At 61.7% G+C, this 13,969-nt stretch carries 15 protein-coding genes; 5 read left to right on the top strand and 10 right to left on the bottom strand.

What is annotated here, in order from left to right; all coding sequences use genetic code 11:
- The first annotated feature begins 31 nt into the window (after nucleotides 1–31).
- Nucleotides 32–622, top strand: coding sequence for a TetR/AcrR family transcriptional regulator (locus MHEC_RS03900; RefSeq protein ID WP_048889861.1), 591 nt, complete (start codon nucleotides 32–34; stop codon nucleotides 620–622).
- A gap of 105 nt (nucleotides 623–727) precedes the next feature.
- On the opposite strand, the gene MHEC_RS03895 is transcribed toward MHEC_RS03900, so the two are convergent.
- Nucleotides 728–1,924, bottom strand: coding sequence for an amidohydrolase family protein (locus MHEC_RS03895; protein ID WP_048889860.1), 1,197 nt, complete (start codon nucleotides 1,922–1,924; stop codon nucleotides 728–730).
- Nucleotides 1,925–2,030: 106 nt separating this feature from the next.
- Between MHEC_RS03895 and MHEC_RS03890 the strand changes: the two genes are divergently transcribed.
- Together MHEC_RS03890 and MHEC_RS24770 are read left to right on the top strand one after the other, a co-directional pair.
- Nucleotides 2,031–2,339 carry a hypothetical protein gene (locus tag MHEC_RS03890; RefSeq protein WP_048889859.1) on the top strand — a complete coding sequence of 103 codons (309 nt, stop codon included), beginning with the start codon at nucleotides 2,031–2,033 and terminating at the stop codon, nucleotides 2,337–2,339.
- Nucleotides 2,339–3,658 carry a TetR/AcrR family transcriptional regulator gene (locus MHEC_RS24770; RefSeq protein WP_048889858.1) on the top strand — a complete coding sequence of 440 codons (1,320 nt, stop codon included), beginning with the start codon at nucleotides 2,339–2,341 and terminating at the stop codon, nucleotides 3,656–3,658. Before MHEC_RS03890 ends, MHEC_RS24770 begins: the two co-directional genes overlap by 1 nt.
- Here MHEC_RS24770 and MHEC_RS03880 read toward each other — a convergent pair.
- From MHEC_RS03880 to MHEC_RS03870, 3 genes are read right to left on the bottom strand one after another with little or no spacing between them, the layout of a single operon-like run.
- Nucleotides 3,655–4,335 carry a TetR/AcrR family transcriptional regulator gene (locus MHEC_RS03880; protein WP_048889857.1) on the bottom strand — a complete coding sequence of 227 codons (681 nt, stop codon included), beginning with the start codon at nucleotides 4,333–4,335 and terminating at the stop codon, nucleotides 3,655–3,657. The genes MHEC_RS24770 and MHEC_RS03880 overlap by 4 nt on opposite strands.
- Nucleotides 4,332–5,561, bottom strand: coding sequence for a CaiB/BaiF CoA transferase family protein (locus MHEC_RS03875; RefSeq protein ID WP_048889856.1), 1,230 nt, complete (start codon nucleotides 5,559–5,561; stop codon nucleotides 4,332–4,334). Before MHEC_RS03875 ends, MHEC_RS03880 begins: the two co-directional genes overlap by 4 nt.
- On the bottom strand, nucleotides 5,561–6,757 hold the full coding sequence (locus tag MHEC_RS03870; protein WP_071700071.1) for a cytochrome P450: 1,197 nt from the start codon (nucleotides 6,755–6,757) through the stop codon (nucleotides 5,561–5,563). Before MHEC_RS03870 ends, MHEC_RS03875 begins: the two co-directional genes overlap by 1 nt.
- 322 nt (nucleotides 6,758–7,079) lie before the next feature.
- Here MHEC_RS03870 and MHEC_RS03865 point away from each other — a divergent pair, with 322 nt between their 5' ends.
- Nucleotides 7,080–7,478: a lipoprotein LpqH gene (locus MHEC_RS03865; protein ID WP_235434725.1), complete on the top strand. Its 399-nt coding sequence runs from the start codon at nucleotides 7,080–7,082 to the stop codon at nucleotides 7,476–7,478.
- Between the two features lie 77 nt (nucleotides 7,479–7,555).
- Here the strand turns inward: MHEC_RS03865 and MHEC_RS03860 are convergent, their stop codons facing one another.
- The 4 genes from MHEC_RS03860 to MHEC_RS03845 all read right to left on the bottom strand — a co-directional run bounded on the left by MHEC_RS03860 (nucleotide 7,556) and on the right by MHEC_RS03845 (nucleotide 11,133).
- Complete coding sequence (locus MHEC_RS03860) at nucleotides 7,556–8,362, bottom strand: SDR family NAD(P)-dependent oxidoreductase (RefSeq protein ID WP_048889855.1); 807 nt, start codon at nucleotides 8,360–8,362, stop codon at nucleotides 7,556–7,558.
- Nucleotides 8,359–9,948, bottom strand: coding sequence for an AMP-binding protein (locus MHEC_RS03855; protein ID WP_048889928.1), 1,590 nt, complete (start codon nucleotides 9,946–9,948; stop codon nucleotides 8,359–8,361). The genes MHEC_RS03860 and MHEC_RS03855 overlap by 4 nt, the downstream gene beginning before the upstream one ends.
- Nucleotides 9,949–10,051: 103 nt before the next feature.
- Nucleotides 10,052–10,258: a DUF7156 family protein gene (locus MHEC_RS03850; RefSeq protein ID WP_099869288.1), complete on the bottom strand. Its 207-nt coding sequence runs from the start codon at nucleotides 10,256–10,258 to the stop codon at nucleotides 10,052–10,054.
- The gene (locus MHEC_RS03845; RefSeq protein ID WP_160315027.1) at nucleotides 10,255–11,133 is read right to left on the bottom strand and encodes a hypothetical protein; all 879 of its coding nucleotides are present in this window, start codon (nucleotides 11,131–11,133) and stop codon (nucleotides 10,255–10,257) included. Before MHEC_RS03845 ends, MHEC_RS03850 begins: the two co-directional genes overlap by 4 nt.
- A 165-nt stretch (nucleotides 11,134–11,298) precedes the next feature.
- On the opposite strand from MHEC_RS03845, the gene MHEC_RS03840 reads away from it, so the two are divergent.
- Nucleotides 11,299–12,036: an alpha/beta fold hydrolase gene (locus MHEC_RS03840; protein WP_048889854.1), complete on the top strand. Its 738-nt coding sequence runs from the start codon at nucleotides 11,299–11,301 to the stop codon at nucleotides 12,034–12,036.
- A gap of 24 nt (nucleotides 12,037–12,060) precedes the next feature.
- Here MHEC_RS03840 and MHEC_RS03835 read toward each other — a convergent pair whose 3' ends face one another.
- Together MHEC_RS03835 and MHEC_RS03830 are read right to left on the bottom strand one after the other, a co-directional pair.
- Complete coding sequence (locus MHEC_RS03835) at nucleotides 12,061–12,813, bottom strand: enoyl-CoA hydratase-related protein (protein ID WP_048889853.1); 753 nt, start codon at nucleotides 12,811–12,813, stop codon at nucleotides 12,061–12,063.
- Nucleotides 12,814–12,822: 9 nt separating this feature from the next.
- A complete protein-coding gene (locus tag MHEC_RS03830; protein ID WP_048889852.1) occupies nucleotides 12,823–13,965 on the bottom strand; it encodes an acyl-CoA dehydrogenase family protein in 1,143 nt (380 codons plus the stop codon).
- Nucleotides 13,966–13,969: the final 4 nt, after the last annotated feature.

Genomic DNA, 13,969 nt, shown 5'->3' with positions numbered 1-13,969 from the left:
GCGCAGACACCGAAGCCGAGGAGGCTGGCAGATGGCGCGCGGTGATCGGTCGCCCCGTAACGAACACGCGGATCGCACCCGATCTGCGTTGGTAGACGCGGCGCTGAACCTGTTCAGCGCCAAGGGCTACGATGACACCACGACCGAAGAGATCGCCGCGAAGGCAGGGGTTTCGCCGCGCACGTTCTTCCGCTACTTCCCCACGAAGGAATCGGTGCTGTTCTTCGGTGAATACGACTTTATCCACGCCTTTAGCGGCGTTTACCTGGCACAGCCGGATACGATCTCAGATTTTGAAGCGATGGCTAATTCTTTCGCGCTGCTGGCGCCGTCGCTGAAGCGAATCCGCAAGAGGATCGGGCAATATCGCGAGGCGGTCGAGTCATCGCCAGTGTTGCTGGGACGCGAGCGGCAAATTCACGAGGCTAATGCCGATACCGTGGCAAAAGTGATCGCTCGGCGCAGACACCTGACCAAGCCCGACGACGAATGCCGGTTGCTTGCGGCAGTCGGAGTCTTGCTTCTAGAGCGAGCCATCAGCCGTTGGCTGGCCACACCGAATCGGGCAGTCGACGACGTTATTCGTGAGGAATTTGCTGCGCTGCCAGCCGCGCTCAAATGAGACCGCCACGGTTTGCCGCGGGACTCGGACGACTCTGCCGCGTCATTGGTCCGGTGGCTGGGCTCAGAAAGACGGCATCACCGCAGCGGCGCTGCGACGACACCCTCATCCGGTCGGAGCCAGCTGGTCGGCCGTAATTCGAGGGAAGTTCAGCATTCTGCGGGCGTTTTCCTCAACAATCAGCGAGCACTCGTCGTCGGGTACATCGGCCAGAACTTCGGCGGCGCGTTTGCGGGAGTTCGGCCAGTTGGAGTCCGAATGTGGGAAGTCGATTTCCAATGTGATGCGGTCGATGCCGATCGCATGCCGGTTGGATAGGCCGTGCTCGTCGTCGATGAAGCAACCCCAGAAGTGCTGGCGGAATAAATCCGAAGGACGGGTGTCGAAGTCGATGTCCTGGTAGTAGCGATGCCGCTCCCACACGTAGTCAGATCGCTCCAAGATGTATGGCACCCAGCCGATTCCGCCCTCAGCTAGCGAGATCTGCAGATTTGGGAACCGCTGCAGCTTGCCGGAGAACAGCAAATCGACGGTGGTCCACATCAGGTTGGTCGCGAACAGGGTGGTGGCTACCGCGAAGGGTGCGTCGGGCACCGTCAGCTGCCCGGGAACGGGCTTCACCGTGGAGAAGGAAAAGCCGGGCACGAAAGAACCCGAGCCGAAGTGCAGCGACACCGGCATCTGGGCATCGGAACAGACCTGCCATAACCGGTCCCAGTGGTCGCTGTGGAAGGAGGGCAGACCCAGCGGCACCGGGCTGTCCGGGAAGGACACCGTGCGTGCCCCTTTTGCCGCGACCCGTTCAGCCTCGGCGATAGTCGCGTCGATGTCCCACACAGGCAGAATGGCCAATGGCACATAACGCTCCGGTGCGGTGGCGCACCACTCATCGATATAGAAGTCGTTCCACGCCTTGACGCACAGCAGGGCCAGCTCCTTGTCCTGCGCACGGATAAAAGTGCCGCCGGCGAAGCCCGGAAACGAAGGAAAGCACAGTGCGGCTTGTACACCGTCGAGATCCATGTCGGCGATTCGCGCAACCGGGTCGTAGCAGCCAGGGATCATATCCTCATAGCGGACGGGGTCCAAACCCCACTCCTCCGGCGGCTTGCCAGCTACGGCGTTGAGCCCGATCGTCGGAAAAATCTGGCCGTCATAGCTCCAGAGGTGCATGCCGTCCTTCTCGATGATGCGCGGACCCTGCTCGCGGAACTTGTCTGGCAGCCGGTCCTGCCACACACGCGGGTGTTCGACCAGGTGGTCGTCGACCGAAACGATCTGGTGGTGGTCCTGCAATGGCATCGCATTCTCCCGATCAGCGGTTTCTGACGATCCGTCTTGATTTCTGACGTGATGTCTCGTAAGTATATGGTATGGATCACAAATGTCTAGAGTCAAGAGGAAGGTCATGTCCGCGACCCACCATCGGCCACCCTCCCCGCGCGAAAAGGTCAACGAGGACGACCATGACCTGTTGACCTTTGGCGAAGCCGGCGAGCGTCTACGTATAGAGATCGCGGCGGCCGAAGCGGCCGAAGCCGAACTGTTGCGCTCCGGTTCCCGTGCCGAGCTGGATAAAATGAAGGCTCGGTTAGCGGCCCTCCGCGCGGCAGCAGAACGTAACTCCGCCCAACCGATCAACGACGCGAACTTCGAGAGATTCTTCGGGTACCCGGGCAAGGCGAAGCGCAACCACGGCGGGCCACCGAGCGACTGATGGGTCCATCCGAGAAACTGCGGCGACCTGGCTATGCACCCGCCAACACCAGCTTGGGTCGGCGAGGCCGCTACACCCGCGGTCGGATTATCGACTCCGCAGCAAAACTTTTTGTTGCCAAAGGGTTTCACGGCACGTCGATAGATGCGATTGCCAAGGCCGTTGGCGGATCGCGGGCAACCGTCTACCAATACTTCGAAAGCAAAGAGGCGATATTTGCCGAGCTGGCAAGCAAATGCGAGCCAGCAGTGCTCGAACACGGCAAGCAGCTGGGCCGCCTCGGCCCCGACATCGAGGGCATGCGAAACCTGCATCGATGGCTGCGGGATTGGGCGAGGCTTTACGACCGCTATGCAATGGTCTTTCTCGAGTTTCCCGGCATCGGCACCATCGCGGGTCTGCCGCAAACCGATGCCGGTGCTGTCTCCGACCAGTACGCACGGCTGGTCACCGAACGACTTCGTACAGCGGGGGTAAGCGGAATTGACCCGGAGGATGCCACCGCTGCGCTGTTGCGGATCTCACATATGGTCAACCTTTACCGGTTTCGTGGCATGTTCGGGTTGCGATCCGAGAAAACAACTTCCGAGTCGTTGTCGATCGCCATGCAATTACTGCTCTTCCCGCAGACGCCCGTGTCCGTGATCGAAGCCGTGCTGACACCTGGAACGGTCACCCCATCCGAAGGCACTTTGCCGGGCGGGCTCATAAATACACCACCTGAAGACGCCCAAATAATCGGCGTTTCGCCGATTCGGGAGGACATCCTGGCAGCCGCTTCGTCGCTGTTTCTGGAGCGGGGGTATTACTCGGTCGCCATGGAAGAGATCGCTTCGGCTGCCAATGTCAGTCGTGCCACGCTGTATCGCCACTTCAGCAACAAGACGACGATCCTCGACGAACTCACCGGTCGGGCGGTGGTCGAGGGCAAGCACTTGGCCGCCGAGCTGTATCGGCTGGCAGATGCCTCCCCTGTTTGCGACGATCTGCACGCGTGGTTGGCTCGGTATGTGCGGTTTCACCGCAGCTACGGCGGCGTGATCCGGGCTTGGTATGACGGCACACTGGGCGAACGGTTGGCGCAGGCGGTCGGCCGGGGAATCGCGCCGTTCCAACTGGCTGCGACTGCGCTGCTGCGCCGGGCGCAACTTCCGCCGGGGATGGATCCACAAGTAGGCGCGGCAGTCTTCATCGCCGTTCTGGGAAGGATGGCAGAACGCTCTGTGTCTCAACATCGGACCGAAACCGATTATGACACTGCTGGATTGATGTTGCTGATTTTGCGTCGCTCACTGTTGGGCGAACGGCAGCACCGCTAGCAGCGCCGAGATAAAAGGTTGGCCAAGTTCTGCAGCGCCTCAGCGGCACAGGAGATCGCCTCTTCGACTTCGTGTGTGCGTGAGAGGAGCTCACCTCTACTCACGTCGCGCGCCTCCAGGGCCGGCGCAACAAAGTACCGGAAGCGCTTGCGCACAGCTTCTTCCGAGCGGTCGATCTCTTCGGCGGCCAGGTAGGTTTGCTCCACGAGGAAGTCGACAAGTTCGTCCAGGCTGACATCGGAGCGTATTTCGCCGTTGCGCTGACCTTCCCGGAGCACAGGACCCATCACTCCGACTGCAGCTGCGTGCACGCGGGGGTCGTGGACGGACGCCGAATGCTGGGCGATCAAAGTGGTGATGGAGGGATCTTTGGGGAGCTCACGTGCGGTGTAGATCAGCGCCGCCTCCACTTTTGCGAATGCCCCGGTCTTGCACTTCATCAGTTCGTCGACAGCCGCTATGTGCCGCTGTGATCGCAGTAGCGCAACCTGGACAAGGACTTCGGATAGGTTGCCGAGTTGCCTGAACGCGGTAGCCCGCGAGACCCCGGCCCGCCGCGCAATTGCCTCCATCCGCACTTCATTGACGCCATGATCGGTGATTTCGGCGTCTGCTGCGCGAATCAAACGGGATCGGACGGTGCCCTCGTCACCGTTGATCGCGCTCGCGCCGGTCATGTGATCGCCCCGGCGACCTTCAACTCGACAAGCTGCTGGTCGTCGAACCCGAGTTCCCGCAGTACTTCATCGGTGTGCTCGGCGAACTGCGGCGCCCGTACCAGGGACGGTGCAGCCTCGTCGAACTTTACCGGGTTGACCACCAACTTTTGCGGGTGCCCGTCGGCGTCAACGATCTCGGCGATGCGGCCATTGGCAATCAGCGATTCGTCGTTGCCGACCTCCCAACCGTCTTGCACCGGTGCCCACGGCCCACTGCACTCTTTGAGCAGGCGCACACACTCGGCGAACGTGCGGCTGGCAATCGCGTCCTCGACTATTTCGAAAGCTGCGTCGGCGTTCTCGGCCAATGACGCCAGGGTGGCGAATCGCGGGTCGTCGGCGTAGCCATCGCATCCCATCAGCCGGCAGAACTCAGGCCAGTACCGTGTCGGTTGCAGCATCGACAGCTGGATGAACCGGCCGTCGCGGGTGCGGTAATTGCCGGTCAGCGGGTTGTACGGCGCTTGCGTTTTGGTGTCCATCTTCGGCAGCGGGCCTCCCGTCAGAAGCGCCATGTTCACGCTGAATTGGGTGGCCCAGGCCCCCACGGCCAGCAGCGACACGTCAAGCACCGCCGGCTGACCGGTGACGCTTCTGCCATACAGTGCTGCAGCCACCCCGCCCGCGATGGCCAGTCCGCCGATGTTGTCCCCATAAGCGCCGGCTGGCATAAACGCGGCGCGTTTGGCGTCGCATGGGGTGACACCGTCAGCGCTGCCGCCACGGGCCCAGAAAGCAGTGGCATCATAGGCGCCAGTGTCCCGGTCCGGTCCTTGGGTGCCGAACCCGCTGCCCACCACATAGATGATGTCGGGGTTGATATGACGCACGTCGTCGACATCGATGTGCAGCTTAGCCCGTGCGGTCGGCAGATAATTTGTGAGGAAAACGTCGCTGCGCCGGATCAGCTCTTCAAGGACGGGGCGTGCTTCGGCGACGGCAAGCCCTAGTCCTACGCTGCGCTTCCCACGGTTGGGCGCCTCCATGATCGGCGCGAACGACGATCCCGGCACACTGGCCGCGCGACCTAGCACGGTGATCAGCCCGCGTTGGGCGTCGCCGGTGACCGGGTTCTCGATCTTGATCACGTCGGCGCCCCAGTCGGCCAGCACTGCCCCGGCCGCCGGGACAAACGTGAACTGGGCGACTTCGAGGACGCGGACTCCGGCAAGCGGCCGGTCCATCAGGAATCCCACACCAAGGGCAACGCGTCGAGTCCAAGTTGGCCACCGCTTTCGAAAAGCTGCGCATTTGGGGCGACTCGATAGTGCGGTATCCGTTTGTGCCACTCTTCGAGCGCGATCCTGAGCTCGCGGCGGGCCAGGTGGGAACCCAGACAGCGGTGTGGCCCAGCACCAAAAGCGATGTGGTTGTTAGGTTTCCGAGTGATATCGACGGTGGTGGCGTTCGGGAACGCCGCGTCGTCCCGAGTAGCGGCATTCAACGGGATGTTGACCATGTCACCGGCTTTCATTGGGCAACCCTGCAACTCGATGTCTTTCATCACCTTTCGCGCGGGTATGACTATTGCGTACGCGCGCAAGAACTCCTCAACTGCACTCGGGATGATACGGGGATCTTCGACAATCCGTATGCGATCGCTGTCGTTGCGGGCCAGGTGCAAAAAGATCCAGCCCAACGTGACCGACACCGTGTCGAGACCGGCCATGAACATCAGCAGACAGAACGAGAGCAGGTCGGCATCCGAGACCGGCTTACCGTCGATCTGGTAGGCAATAGCCTTGCTGACGATGTCGTCGCGGGGCTGCTCCCGGCGTTCAGCGATGATCGTCGAGAACCGACCCATCACCGCCATCATTGCGGCAATTTGCTGCTGCTGCCCGGACTCCTGCCCCAGGTCGGTGTGCAGGATGGCGTGTTCCCATTCCAAGAACTGGTCCAGCTCATCGACAGGCAGCCCCATCAACTCCAAGAAGATCGTGGTTGGGAAACGCTGCGCGAAATCGGCCATGAAATCACACGATCCCCTGTCGGCAAGGCCGTCGATCAGCTCGATCGCGCGCCGACGTACCGTGCCCTCCAGGCGATCGACCGCCCCCGGAGCGAACAGTGGCCCCAGCTGGCGGCGCCACTGTTTGTGCTCCTCGCCGTCGAGCATTTCGGGGATCCACTTGTACGGCGGATTCGGATCCAGCGCGGTAACGACGCTGTTGGAGAAGGTCTCCGGATCCTGCATGATCCGCAAGATCCCCGCATAGTTGACGACGGTCCAAAAACCTGGCCCAAAGTCGTTGCGATACCAGGGAAACCGAGCCCGAAGCTCGTCATACGTCTTCAGCCACGTTCCTGCGGGCTTGATTGCGGTGTAGTCGAAATTCAGCACCGGGTACTGCCCGGCGCGGTTCACCACCGTCGTCACGACACCCTCCAGCTGAGATATTTTTGGCTGTAATCTCATAAATGAGATCGATGACCATCACCGTATCAGTGCGGCGGGCGCCTGTCGAGACCTGGATCACATTTTGCTTATCGTGTGATCGCCGACGAGATTTCCAGACGGGCGCGTTGGTCTCCTGCCGCGACGCTCCCGGTGTGAATAACCGGGTATGACGCGAAATTACCGACTCGCCACCAAGGCCGGCCGGCCCGGGTTACATTGTTGCAGTCCAGGACAGACCAGATGCCCCAATGAACGAGGTGGGCTTGTGTGGAACCGATTTGTTGCCGCGTCGGCACTCGGCGTGACCGTCCTTGCCATCGGCGCATGCTCGTCGTCGCCGCCGGCGCAGCCGGGATCCTTGCCGCCGGGAACAGCGCAGGTAACGATTGACAACAAAGACATGCCCGAGACGCACACGGTGCGTTGCACACCGATCGAATCGTTAACCACGATCGCCACGGGCGACGCGGCTGCAGGTGTTGATGCGCTCATGTCGAATAAAGATGCCCTTAACGCCAAGTCGGTCAGCATCCACGGACTCGGCGGGTTTACCGGCAGCTATGTGGAAGGTCTCCAGGGCCAGGCACACGTGACCACGAGGGGGTCGACCTACATCATCCGCGGCACCGCCGAGGGTTTCCGGCAGAATGACCCCAGCGTCAGGACGACGGGCGCGTTTGTGGTCAAGGTGGCCTGCTAACAACCGCCGATTGCCGCACTGTGGTGCGTCGCCTAACGAGCTCTGCTGCCCAGCCGCGTCGCAGCGTCACTTCAAAGTCAGCTATTCGACAGCAGGTCCCGCATCCGCGAGTGGACGAGCCGCGCAGTTTGCGCCGGCGCAAGCCGAGACAGCTTGTCCAACATGATCGAATCCCACCCGACGCGGATATGCCGCGACCCTTTCTCGATGCCCCGAACGATCTTGGTGGCGGCGACGGCAGACGGCGTCATCCGCATCGACTGTGCTCGTGCAGCACTTGCCTCCGGCGTCAACGCACCGGAGTTCACTGCGATATTGGTCGCGATCGCACCCGGGAACACCACGCTGACCCGAACATCGGTGTCACGTAGTTCAGAGTCAAGCCCCTCCATCAGTGCTTTTACCGCAGCCTTCGAAGCGCCGTATACCGTCTGCCCCGGCACGGAAACGAACGAACCCATGCTTGACACCGCGGTGATATTAGCTTCCGGCCGCTTCAGCAACACCGGGAGGAACGCCTTTGTCACGTTCAGCACACCGTAGAAATTCACGTTGATGACCCGTTCGATGTCGCTGAACGCCAAGTCATCGAATCGCGCGAACTTGTGGATGATGCCGGCGACGCTGACGACGCCGTCCACCGCGCCATGCGTCTGGGCGACCACATCCGGCAGCGCCGAGACCGCCGAACGGTCGACGACATCGATGGTGTGAGTCGATAACCGCTCGCAGCCGCCGACACGCGCGGCCGTTTCCCGCAAACCGCTTTCGCTGATATCGACAGCGGCTACGCGTGCCCCTTTATGGACCAGTGTCAGCGCCACGTCGCGCCCGATGCCGTCACCGGCGCCGGTGACGACGAAGACCTTGTCCTTGACGATCACCGGAAGTGTTCCTTTCGCAGTTCCTCCTTGCATACCTTGCCCAGCGATGTCCGCGGCAGCTCGTTGACAACGACTAGCCGCTCCGGCGTTTTCTGCTTTGCCAGGCCCGACGCCGCAAAATGGGCACGTAGCGCGTCAAGGTCAAGCGCGGCACCGGGTTTGAGCACTACCACCGCTGCCACAACTTCGCCGAAGCGCCCATCAGGGGCGGCCACTGCCGCGCTTTCGGAGACCGCCGGATGGGCGTTCAATACATCCTCAACCTGAGCAGATGAAATCGTCTCACCACCTCTGATGATCACGTCCTTGATGCGATCGGTGATCGTCAGCCTCCCAGCGTCGTCGAGGTGGCCGAGGTCGCCTGTGCGGAACCAACCGTCGGCGGTGAACGCGGCGGTATTCGCCGCCGGGTCGCGATAGCCGATGAACTGATCCGGACCCTGTACGATCACCTCGCCATCCACGCCGGCCGGCACGTCAAAGCCATCGGGGCCCAGGATGCGTACCGCCGAACCGGGCATCGGCTTGCCATCGGTGCCCAATCGTGCCCATTCCGCTTCGCGGGCGTGTTCGCCAGTGACCGTGGGATGCTCTGTGGCGCCATACGATCGGAAGGTTGCAATCCCGGCTGCTGAGGCGAGCTTGCCAAGTTCCTCGCTGACCGGCGCAGCCCCGACAAGAAATTCGCGCAGCGAGGCCAACTTGCCAACGGCGTCTTCCAGGTCAAGGATCCCTTGCAGATGAACCGGCGCACCGGCCGTTGATGTCACTCCGAATGCGTGCATGATCTCAACAGCGCGGCGCGGATCCCAGCGATCCATGAAAACTGTTCTGCCGCCTGCGATCATCGGGCGCAGCATGCTGACCAGGCCGGCGATGTGCCCGGGAGGAAATGTCACCAGCGACACGTCCTCGGGCGCGCCGGCGATCAGAGCAGGCATGGTCCGCAGCTCAGCCAGCACCGTGTTATGGGTGTGTTGCGCACCCTTCGGCACCGAGGTGGTTCCAGAGGTGTATGCGAGCAGGCAGACATCGTCTGCCAACACACGTAGACGCTGGTAGGACTCGGCGTCAGCATCCAATTGCGACCATGCCAGGTATCCGTCGCCTGGCTCCTCCCCGGTGACGATTATGTCCCGCAGCGTGTCAATGTGCGAAAGCTTCGGTATTCGCTCGGTATAAGTAAGCGATCCAGCGCGTGACGGCATGATGAGCACCTTGGCGCCCGATTCGGCGAGTATGCAGCCGACCTCCGATGCACCATAAATGTGGACGATCGGCACCAGCACTGCGCCGCACAACAGCACCGCCTGAAATGCCACTGCGCACTCGACGCAATTCGGTAGCTGTACCGCCACCACGTCGCAAGCGCACACGCCGAGCCGTTGAAGCGCCGCTGCCAATGCGCGGGCACGGTTGTGGATTTCCTCCACCGCAAGCGTCTGGACTGCTGAGCCAGCAACGAAAACAACCGGAGTGGAACCAAATTCAGCGGATCCCGCAATAAAGGCGTCGATACACGTCCGATCAGAAAACCAGCCTTCGCGATACCATTTGTCGCGCAGCGGTCTGTAGTCGAATGACATCAACTCCATACTCTCGACCTGGTTGTCATCTGCGAAGGCGTCGGATGCATCACGAAGCCAACAAGAATCACCGTGAATCCACTTCGCGGTTGCGCCCTTGCCATCACACCTTGATGACAATGCCCTGGGTAAATGTGACAATGCTGGCGAGCATCAGAATGAAGGCCATACATCCCACCACCAGCTTGGCGGTTTCTGCCCACAGGGCCGCGTTCGTTGCTGGCGGAAGGAAAAATTCCACCGGCATGTCTTTCATGCTTGCCCGCTTGTAGTCCTGGCTACCTTGCATGGTGACGTCCTTTCGGCTCACGGAATGTAGGGGCTCTCGGCGCCGGTCAATGCGCGCAACGCAACCAGCGGGACAAGGAGGAATACAAAAAAACTAACCTGAAAGCCGATGAACCAAGCACCCAGCCTCAGCAATTCAAATCGCCAGCGGGGTATCACCACATCGTAGTTGAGGTAATTGTCGAATTCCTGCTGCTTGGTCATCCGGGCGGGCCTGGTGGCAACAGCCACACCACCGGTCTCGGATATGGACATCCCGACTCGGCTAGCGGTTCCCTTCGGCACCGTGAATCGGTCCAGGCGGCAGAAGCGCTCCAAATGGTTTAGCCCGCGTATCGGCGGTTTGCCCGCCCAATATGCGATCAGGTTGGGCCAAGTGCACATCAAGCCGATGGTCCACAGCAGGGTGATGCGCCCACCGTTGTGCCATTCGATTAATGGCCCCAACCCGGGATCGTAAGTCCACCAACCCATGGCCGTGGCAGTGCCCTCGGTGAGGAAGTCCCACGCGTAGTTAACCGGTACGGCGAGCACAAGCATCGATGTGAGCATGCTCCACCCCAGCCGCGACGACACCCATTGACTGAGCCAGAGCACCAGGATGGCGTGCACCCCCCAGTACACCGCGTACGCGAACGGCATGAACAGCGGATCGTTCGGCGTCTTGAGCGGCAGCCAGTCCAGCAAATGGTGCCGGGCGAACGCCGGGCTGTAGAACAGCATCTGGCCCCAGTCACCGACGGTTTCCATCCAGTAGACCGCCATGCTGTTAAACAAGAACAGGAACCCCCACGTCAGCCGGCGCCGACGAATCGCATCGGCGATCGCCAGCACGATAAAGACACTTCCGACGATGGGGATCACCCAGTTGAAGAACCAGACCCCGCTAGGTTGCATGGTGGCCGGAGGCGCGAGCTGTCCTGCTGCCAAGCTGCTCAACCAGGGTCCCTTGCCATTCGAAAAACGATAAATCTACAGATATTTAACTTAGTTATCCTTTAACCTGATGTCCAGGAATCACCACGATCTGCGATCGGAAAGTTTGGGGAGCTTACTACTACCATGTCGCTACCGGATCTGGTCTTGGTCCATGGCGGCGAACACGCCGCCGACTGCTGGGACCTGACAGTCGCCGAGCTACGACGGCTTTCGCCGGAATTGCGCATCCTGGCGGTGGATCTGCCGGGTCATGGGGCCAAGCCGGGGAACCTGGCCACTGCCACCATCGCCGAGTGGGTGGATTCGGTCATCGCCGATATCGAGGAGGCCCGGCTTGGGGACATCGTCATTGTCGGTCATTCGATGGCCGGGGTGACGGTGCCGGGTGTGGTAGCCAAGCTTGGTTCACCACGAGTGCGCGAAATGATCCTGGTCACCGCGTTCGTTCCGCCGCAGGGCTCGGCCATCGTGGATACACTCGCCGGCCCGTTGGCCTGGTTCGCTCGCCGCGGTGCCGCCAAGGGCAAACCGACGAAGGTCCCGACGGTCGCGGCAAGGTTTGCTTTTTGCAACGGAATGACACGCGAGCAGCGACGGTTCACGCTGTCGCGGCTCTACACCGAATCGGTCAGCATTCCAGCCGAACCCGTCGATCGCAGCGGCCTGCCCGACGAGGTGCCCAGAACGTGGATAATGACGACCCGCGACCGGGCGCTGTCAGTCCGGTCACAGCGCAGCAGCATCGCCGCGCTCGGCGGGGTCCACAAGGTGATTACCATCCCGGCATGCCACGACGTGATGATCAGTGATCCTCACGCGTTGGCACGCATCCTCGTCGAGCGGTGCCAGGCGAGGCAGTAGATACCGCCGATGCCGGACCTCATGCTAGCGTCCCTGGAACTCGGGGCTGCGCCGCTTGACGAACGCCCGCACGCCCTCGAGGAAGTCGGCAGTGCGGGTCAACGCCGTCTGGCCCTCGACTTCAAGCTGGCCCACTCCTGGAAGCGCCGAAAGCGTCGCTTCGCTTAACGCCTGCTTGAGCCAGCGGTATGCCATCGTCGGCCCACTCGCCAGCTTCTGCACGACCGCCGCCAACTCGGTCTCGTAGTTCACGTCGTCGACCACATGCGAGATCATGCCCCACTCGAAGGCTGTTGGCGCTGCGATCTTTTCGGCCAGCATGGCCATCCGTGCCGCGCGTGCCCGGCCGATGGCCGCCGGGACGAGGGCGCACGCTCCGCCGTCGGGCATCAGCCCGACCTTGGTGAAGGCCAGCTGGAAGAATGCCGACCGGGCAGCGACGACCAGGTCACACGCCAACGCCAGCGGGCAGCCGAGGCCGACCGCGGCTCCGTGGACGCCCGCTACGACCGGTTTGGGAAGCGCAGCGATGGCCTGCACCACCTCGTTGGCAACAACAACAGCGCCGTCGGTGTCGGCCCCGGTCAAATCCCCGCCCGAACAGAACCCGCGCCCGGCTCCGGTGAGCACCACGACACGCACCGAATCGTCGCGGGCGTCACCGACACGTGCCTTCAGCTCCTCCAGCATCGGTGTATTGAGTGCGTTGAGCTTGTCCGGCCGGTCTAACACAATGCGCAGAACGCTCTGGTCTCGGTAACACGAAATACCGTGCACGGCCTCGTCCTACAGGCCCAAATCGCGGCCGATGATGTCCTTCATGATTTCAGTGGTGCCGCCGAAGATCGTGTAAATGCGAGAGTCGACATAGTCGCGGGCAACGCGGTATTCGTTCATGTAGCCATAGCCGCCGTGCAGCTGGACGCAGCCATCGATGACCTTCTTGGCCAGCTCCGTGCACCACCATTTCGCCTTGGCCGCCTCCACCGCGGTCAACTCGCCGTCGACCACCGCTTGAAGACACCGGTCGATGTAGTGCTCGCCGATCTCAAGTTCGGTGTCCATTTCCGCGAGCAGGAACCGGTTGTGCTGAAAGGTTCCGATCGGTTGGCCGAAGGCTTTGCGGTCCTTGGCGTACTGCAAGGTCCGGCGCCAGCTTTCACGGGCCCCGGCGATCGCAGAAATGGCGATGGATAGCCGTTCGGAGGGCAGGTTGTGCATCAAGTGGTAGAACCCGCGTCCCTCCTGACCTAGCACGTTGGATGCCGGGACGCGAACATTCTCGAAGTGCAGTTCGGCGGTGTCCTGGGAGTGCAGACCCATCTTGTCGAGTTTGCGTCCGCGGGTGAAGCCCTCCATGCCCCGCTCAACGACCAGCAGGGTGAAACCCTTATGTCCGGCCTCCGGGTCGGTGCGTGTCACCACGACGACAAGATCGCAGTTGATGCCCGAGGAGATAAAGGTCTTGGAGCCATTGATGATCCAATCCTCGCCATCGCGCACAGCCGAGGTTCTGATACCGGCCAGGTCGCTGCCCGCGCCGGGCTCGGTCATGGCGATTGCAACGATGGTCTCCCCGGTGATGATGCCGGGCAGCCAGCGCTCCTTTTGTTCGTCAGTGGCCAGCGTTTTGAAGTACGGGCCGACAACGTCGTTCTGCAGGCTCAGCGCCGGGGCCACCGATCCCCATTTAGCGAGTTCCTCATTGATGACGGCATTGAACCGGAAGTCGTCGGATCCCCCACCGCCGTACTGTTCGGGCATGTTGAATCCGATCAGGCCGTACTTACCGGCTGCCAGGTACGCCGAGCGGTCGACGATCCGCTCGCGCTCCCATTTCTCGGCGTTCGGCGCCACCTCGCGCTCAATGTACTGCCGGGCAGTCTGCCGCAGTTGCTCGTGCTCGGGCTCGAAAATCAACCGTTTCATGGCA

This window comes from Mycobacterium heckeshornense (assembly GCF_016592155.1).
In the GTDB taxonomy this organism is placed as follows: Bacteria; Actinomycetota; Actinomycetes; order Mycobacteriales; family Mycobacteriaceae; genus Mycobacterium; species Mycobacterium heckeshornense.
The sequence above is the reverse complement of the archived record's forward strand: the minus strand, read 5'-3'. Positions and strand labels throughout refer to the sequence as shown.

Coding starts and splice junctions, on each gene's coding strand:
- MHEC_RS03875 (WP_048889856.1), bottom strand. CDS start 5,561: ATGGACCGGCCGCTTGCCGGAGTCCGCGTCCTCGAAGTCGCCCAGTTC.
- MHEC_RS03900 (WP_048889861.1), top strand. CDS start 32: ATGGCGCGCGGTGATCGGTCGCCCCGTAACGAACACGCGGATCGCACC.
- MHEC_RS03895 (WP_048889860.1), bottom strand. CDS start 1,924: ATGCCATTGCAGGACCACCACCAGATCGTTTCGGTCGACGACCACCTG.
- MHEC_RS03840 (WP_048889854.1), top strand. CDS start 11,299: ATGTCGCTACCGGATCTGGTCTTGGTCCATGGCGGCGAACACGCCGCC.
- MHEC_RS03890 (WP_048889859.1), top strand. CDS start 2,031: ATGTCCGCGACCCACCATCGGCCACCCTCCCCGCGCGAAAAGGTCAAC.
- MHEC_RS03845 (WP_160315027.1), bottom strand. CDS start 11,133: ATGCAACCTAGCGGGGTCTGGTTCTTCAACTGGGTGATCCCCATCGTC.
- MHEC_RS03880 (WP_048889857.1), bottom strand. CDS start 4,335: ATGACCGGCGCGAGCGCGATCAACGGTGACGAGGGCACCGTCCGATCC.
- MHEC_RS24770 (WP_048889858.1), top strand. CDS start 2,339: ATGGGTCCATCCGAGAAACTGCGGCGACCTGGCTATGCACCCGCCAAC.
- MHEC_RS03855 (WP_048889928.1), bottom strand. CDS start 9,948: ATGTCATTCGACTACAGACCGCTGCGCGACAAATGGTATCGCGAAGGC.
- MHEC_RS03830 (WP_048889852.1), bottom strand. CDS start 13,965: ATGAAACGGTTGATTTTCGAGCCCGAGCACGAGCAACTGCGGCAGACT.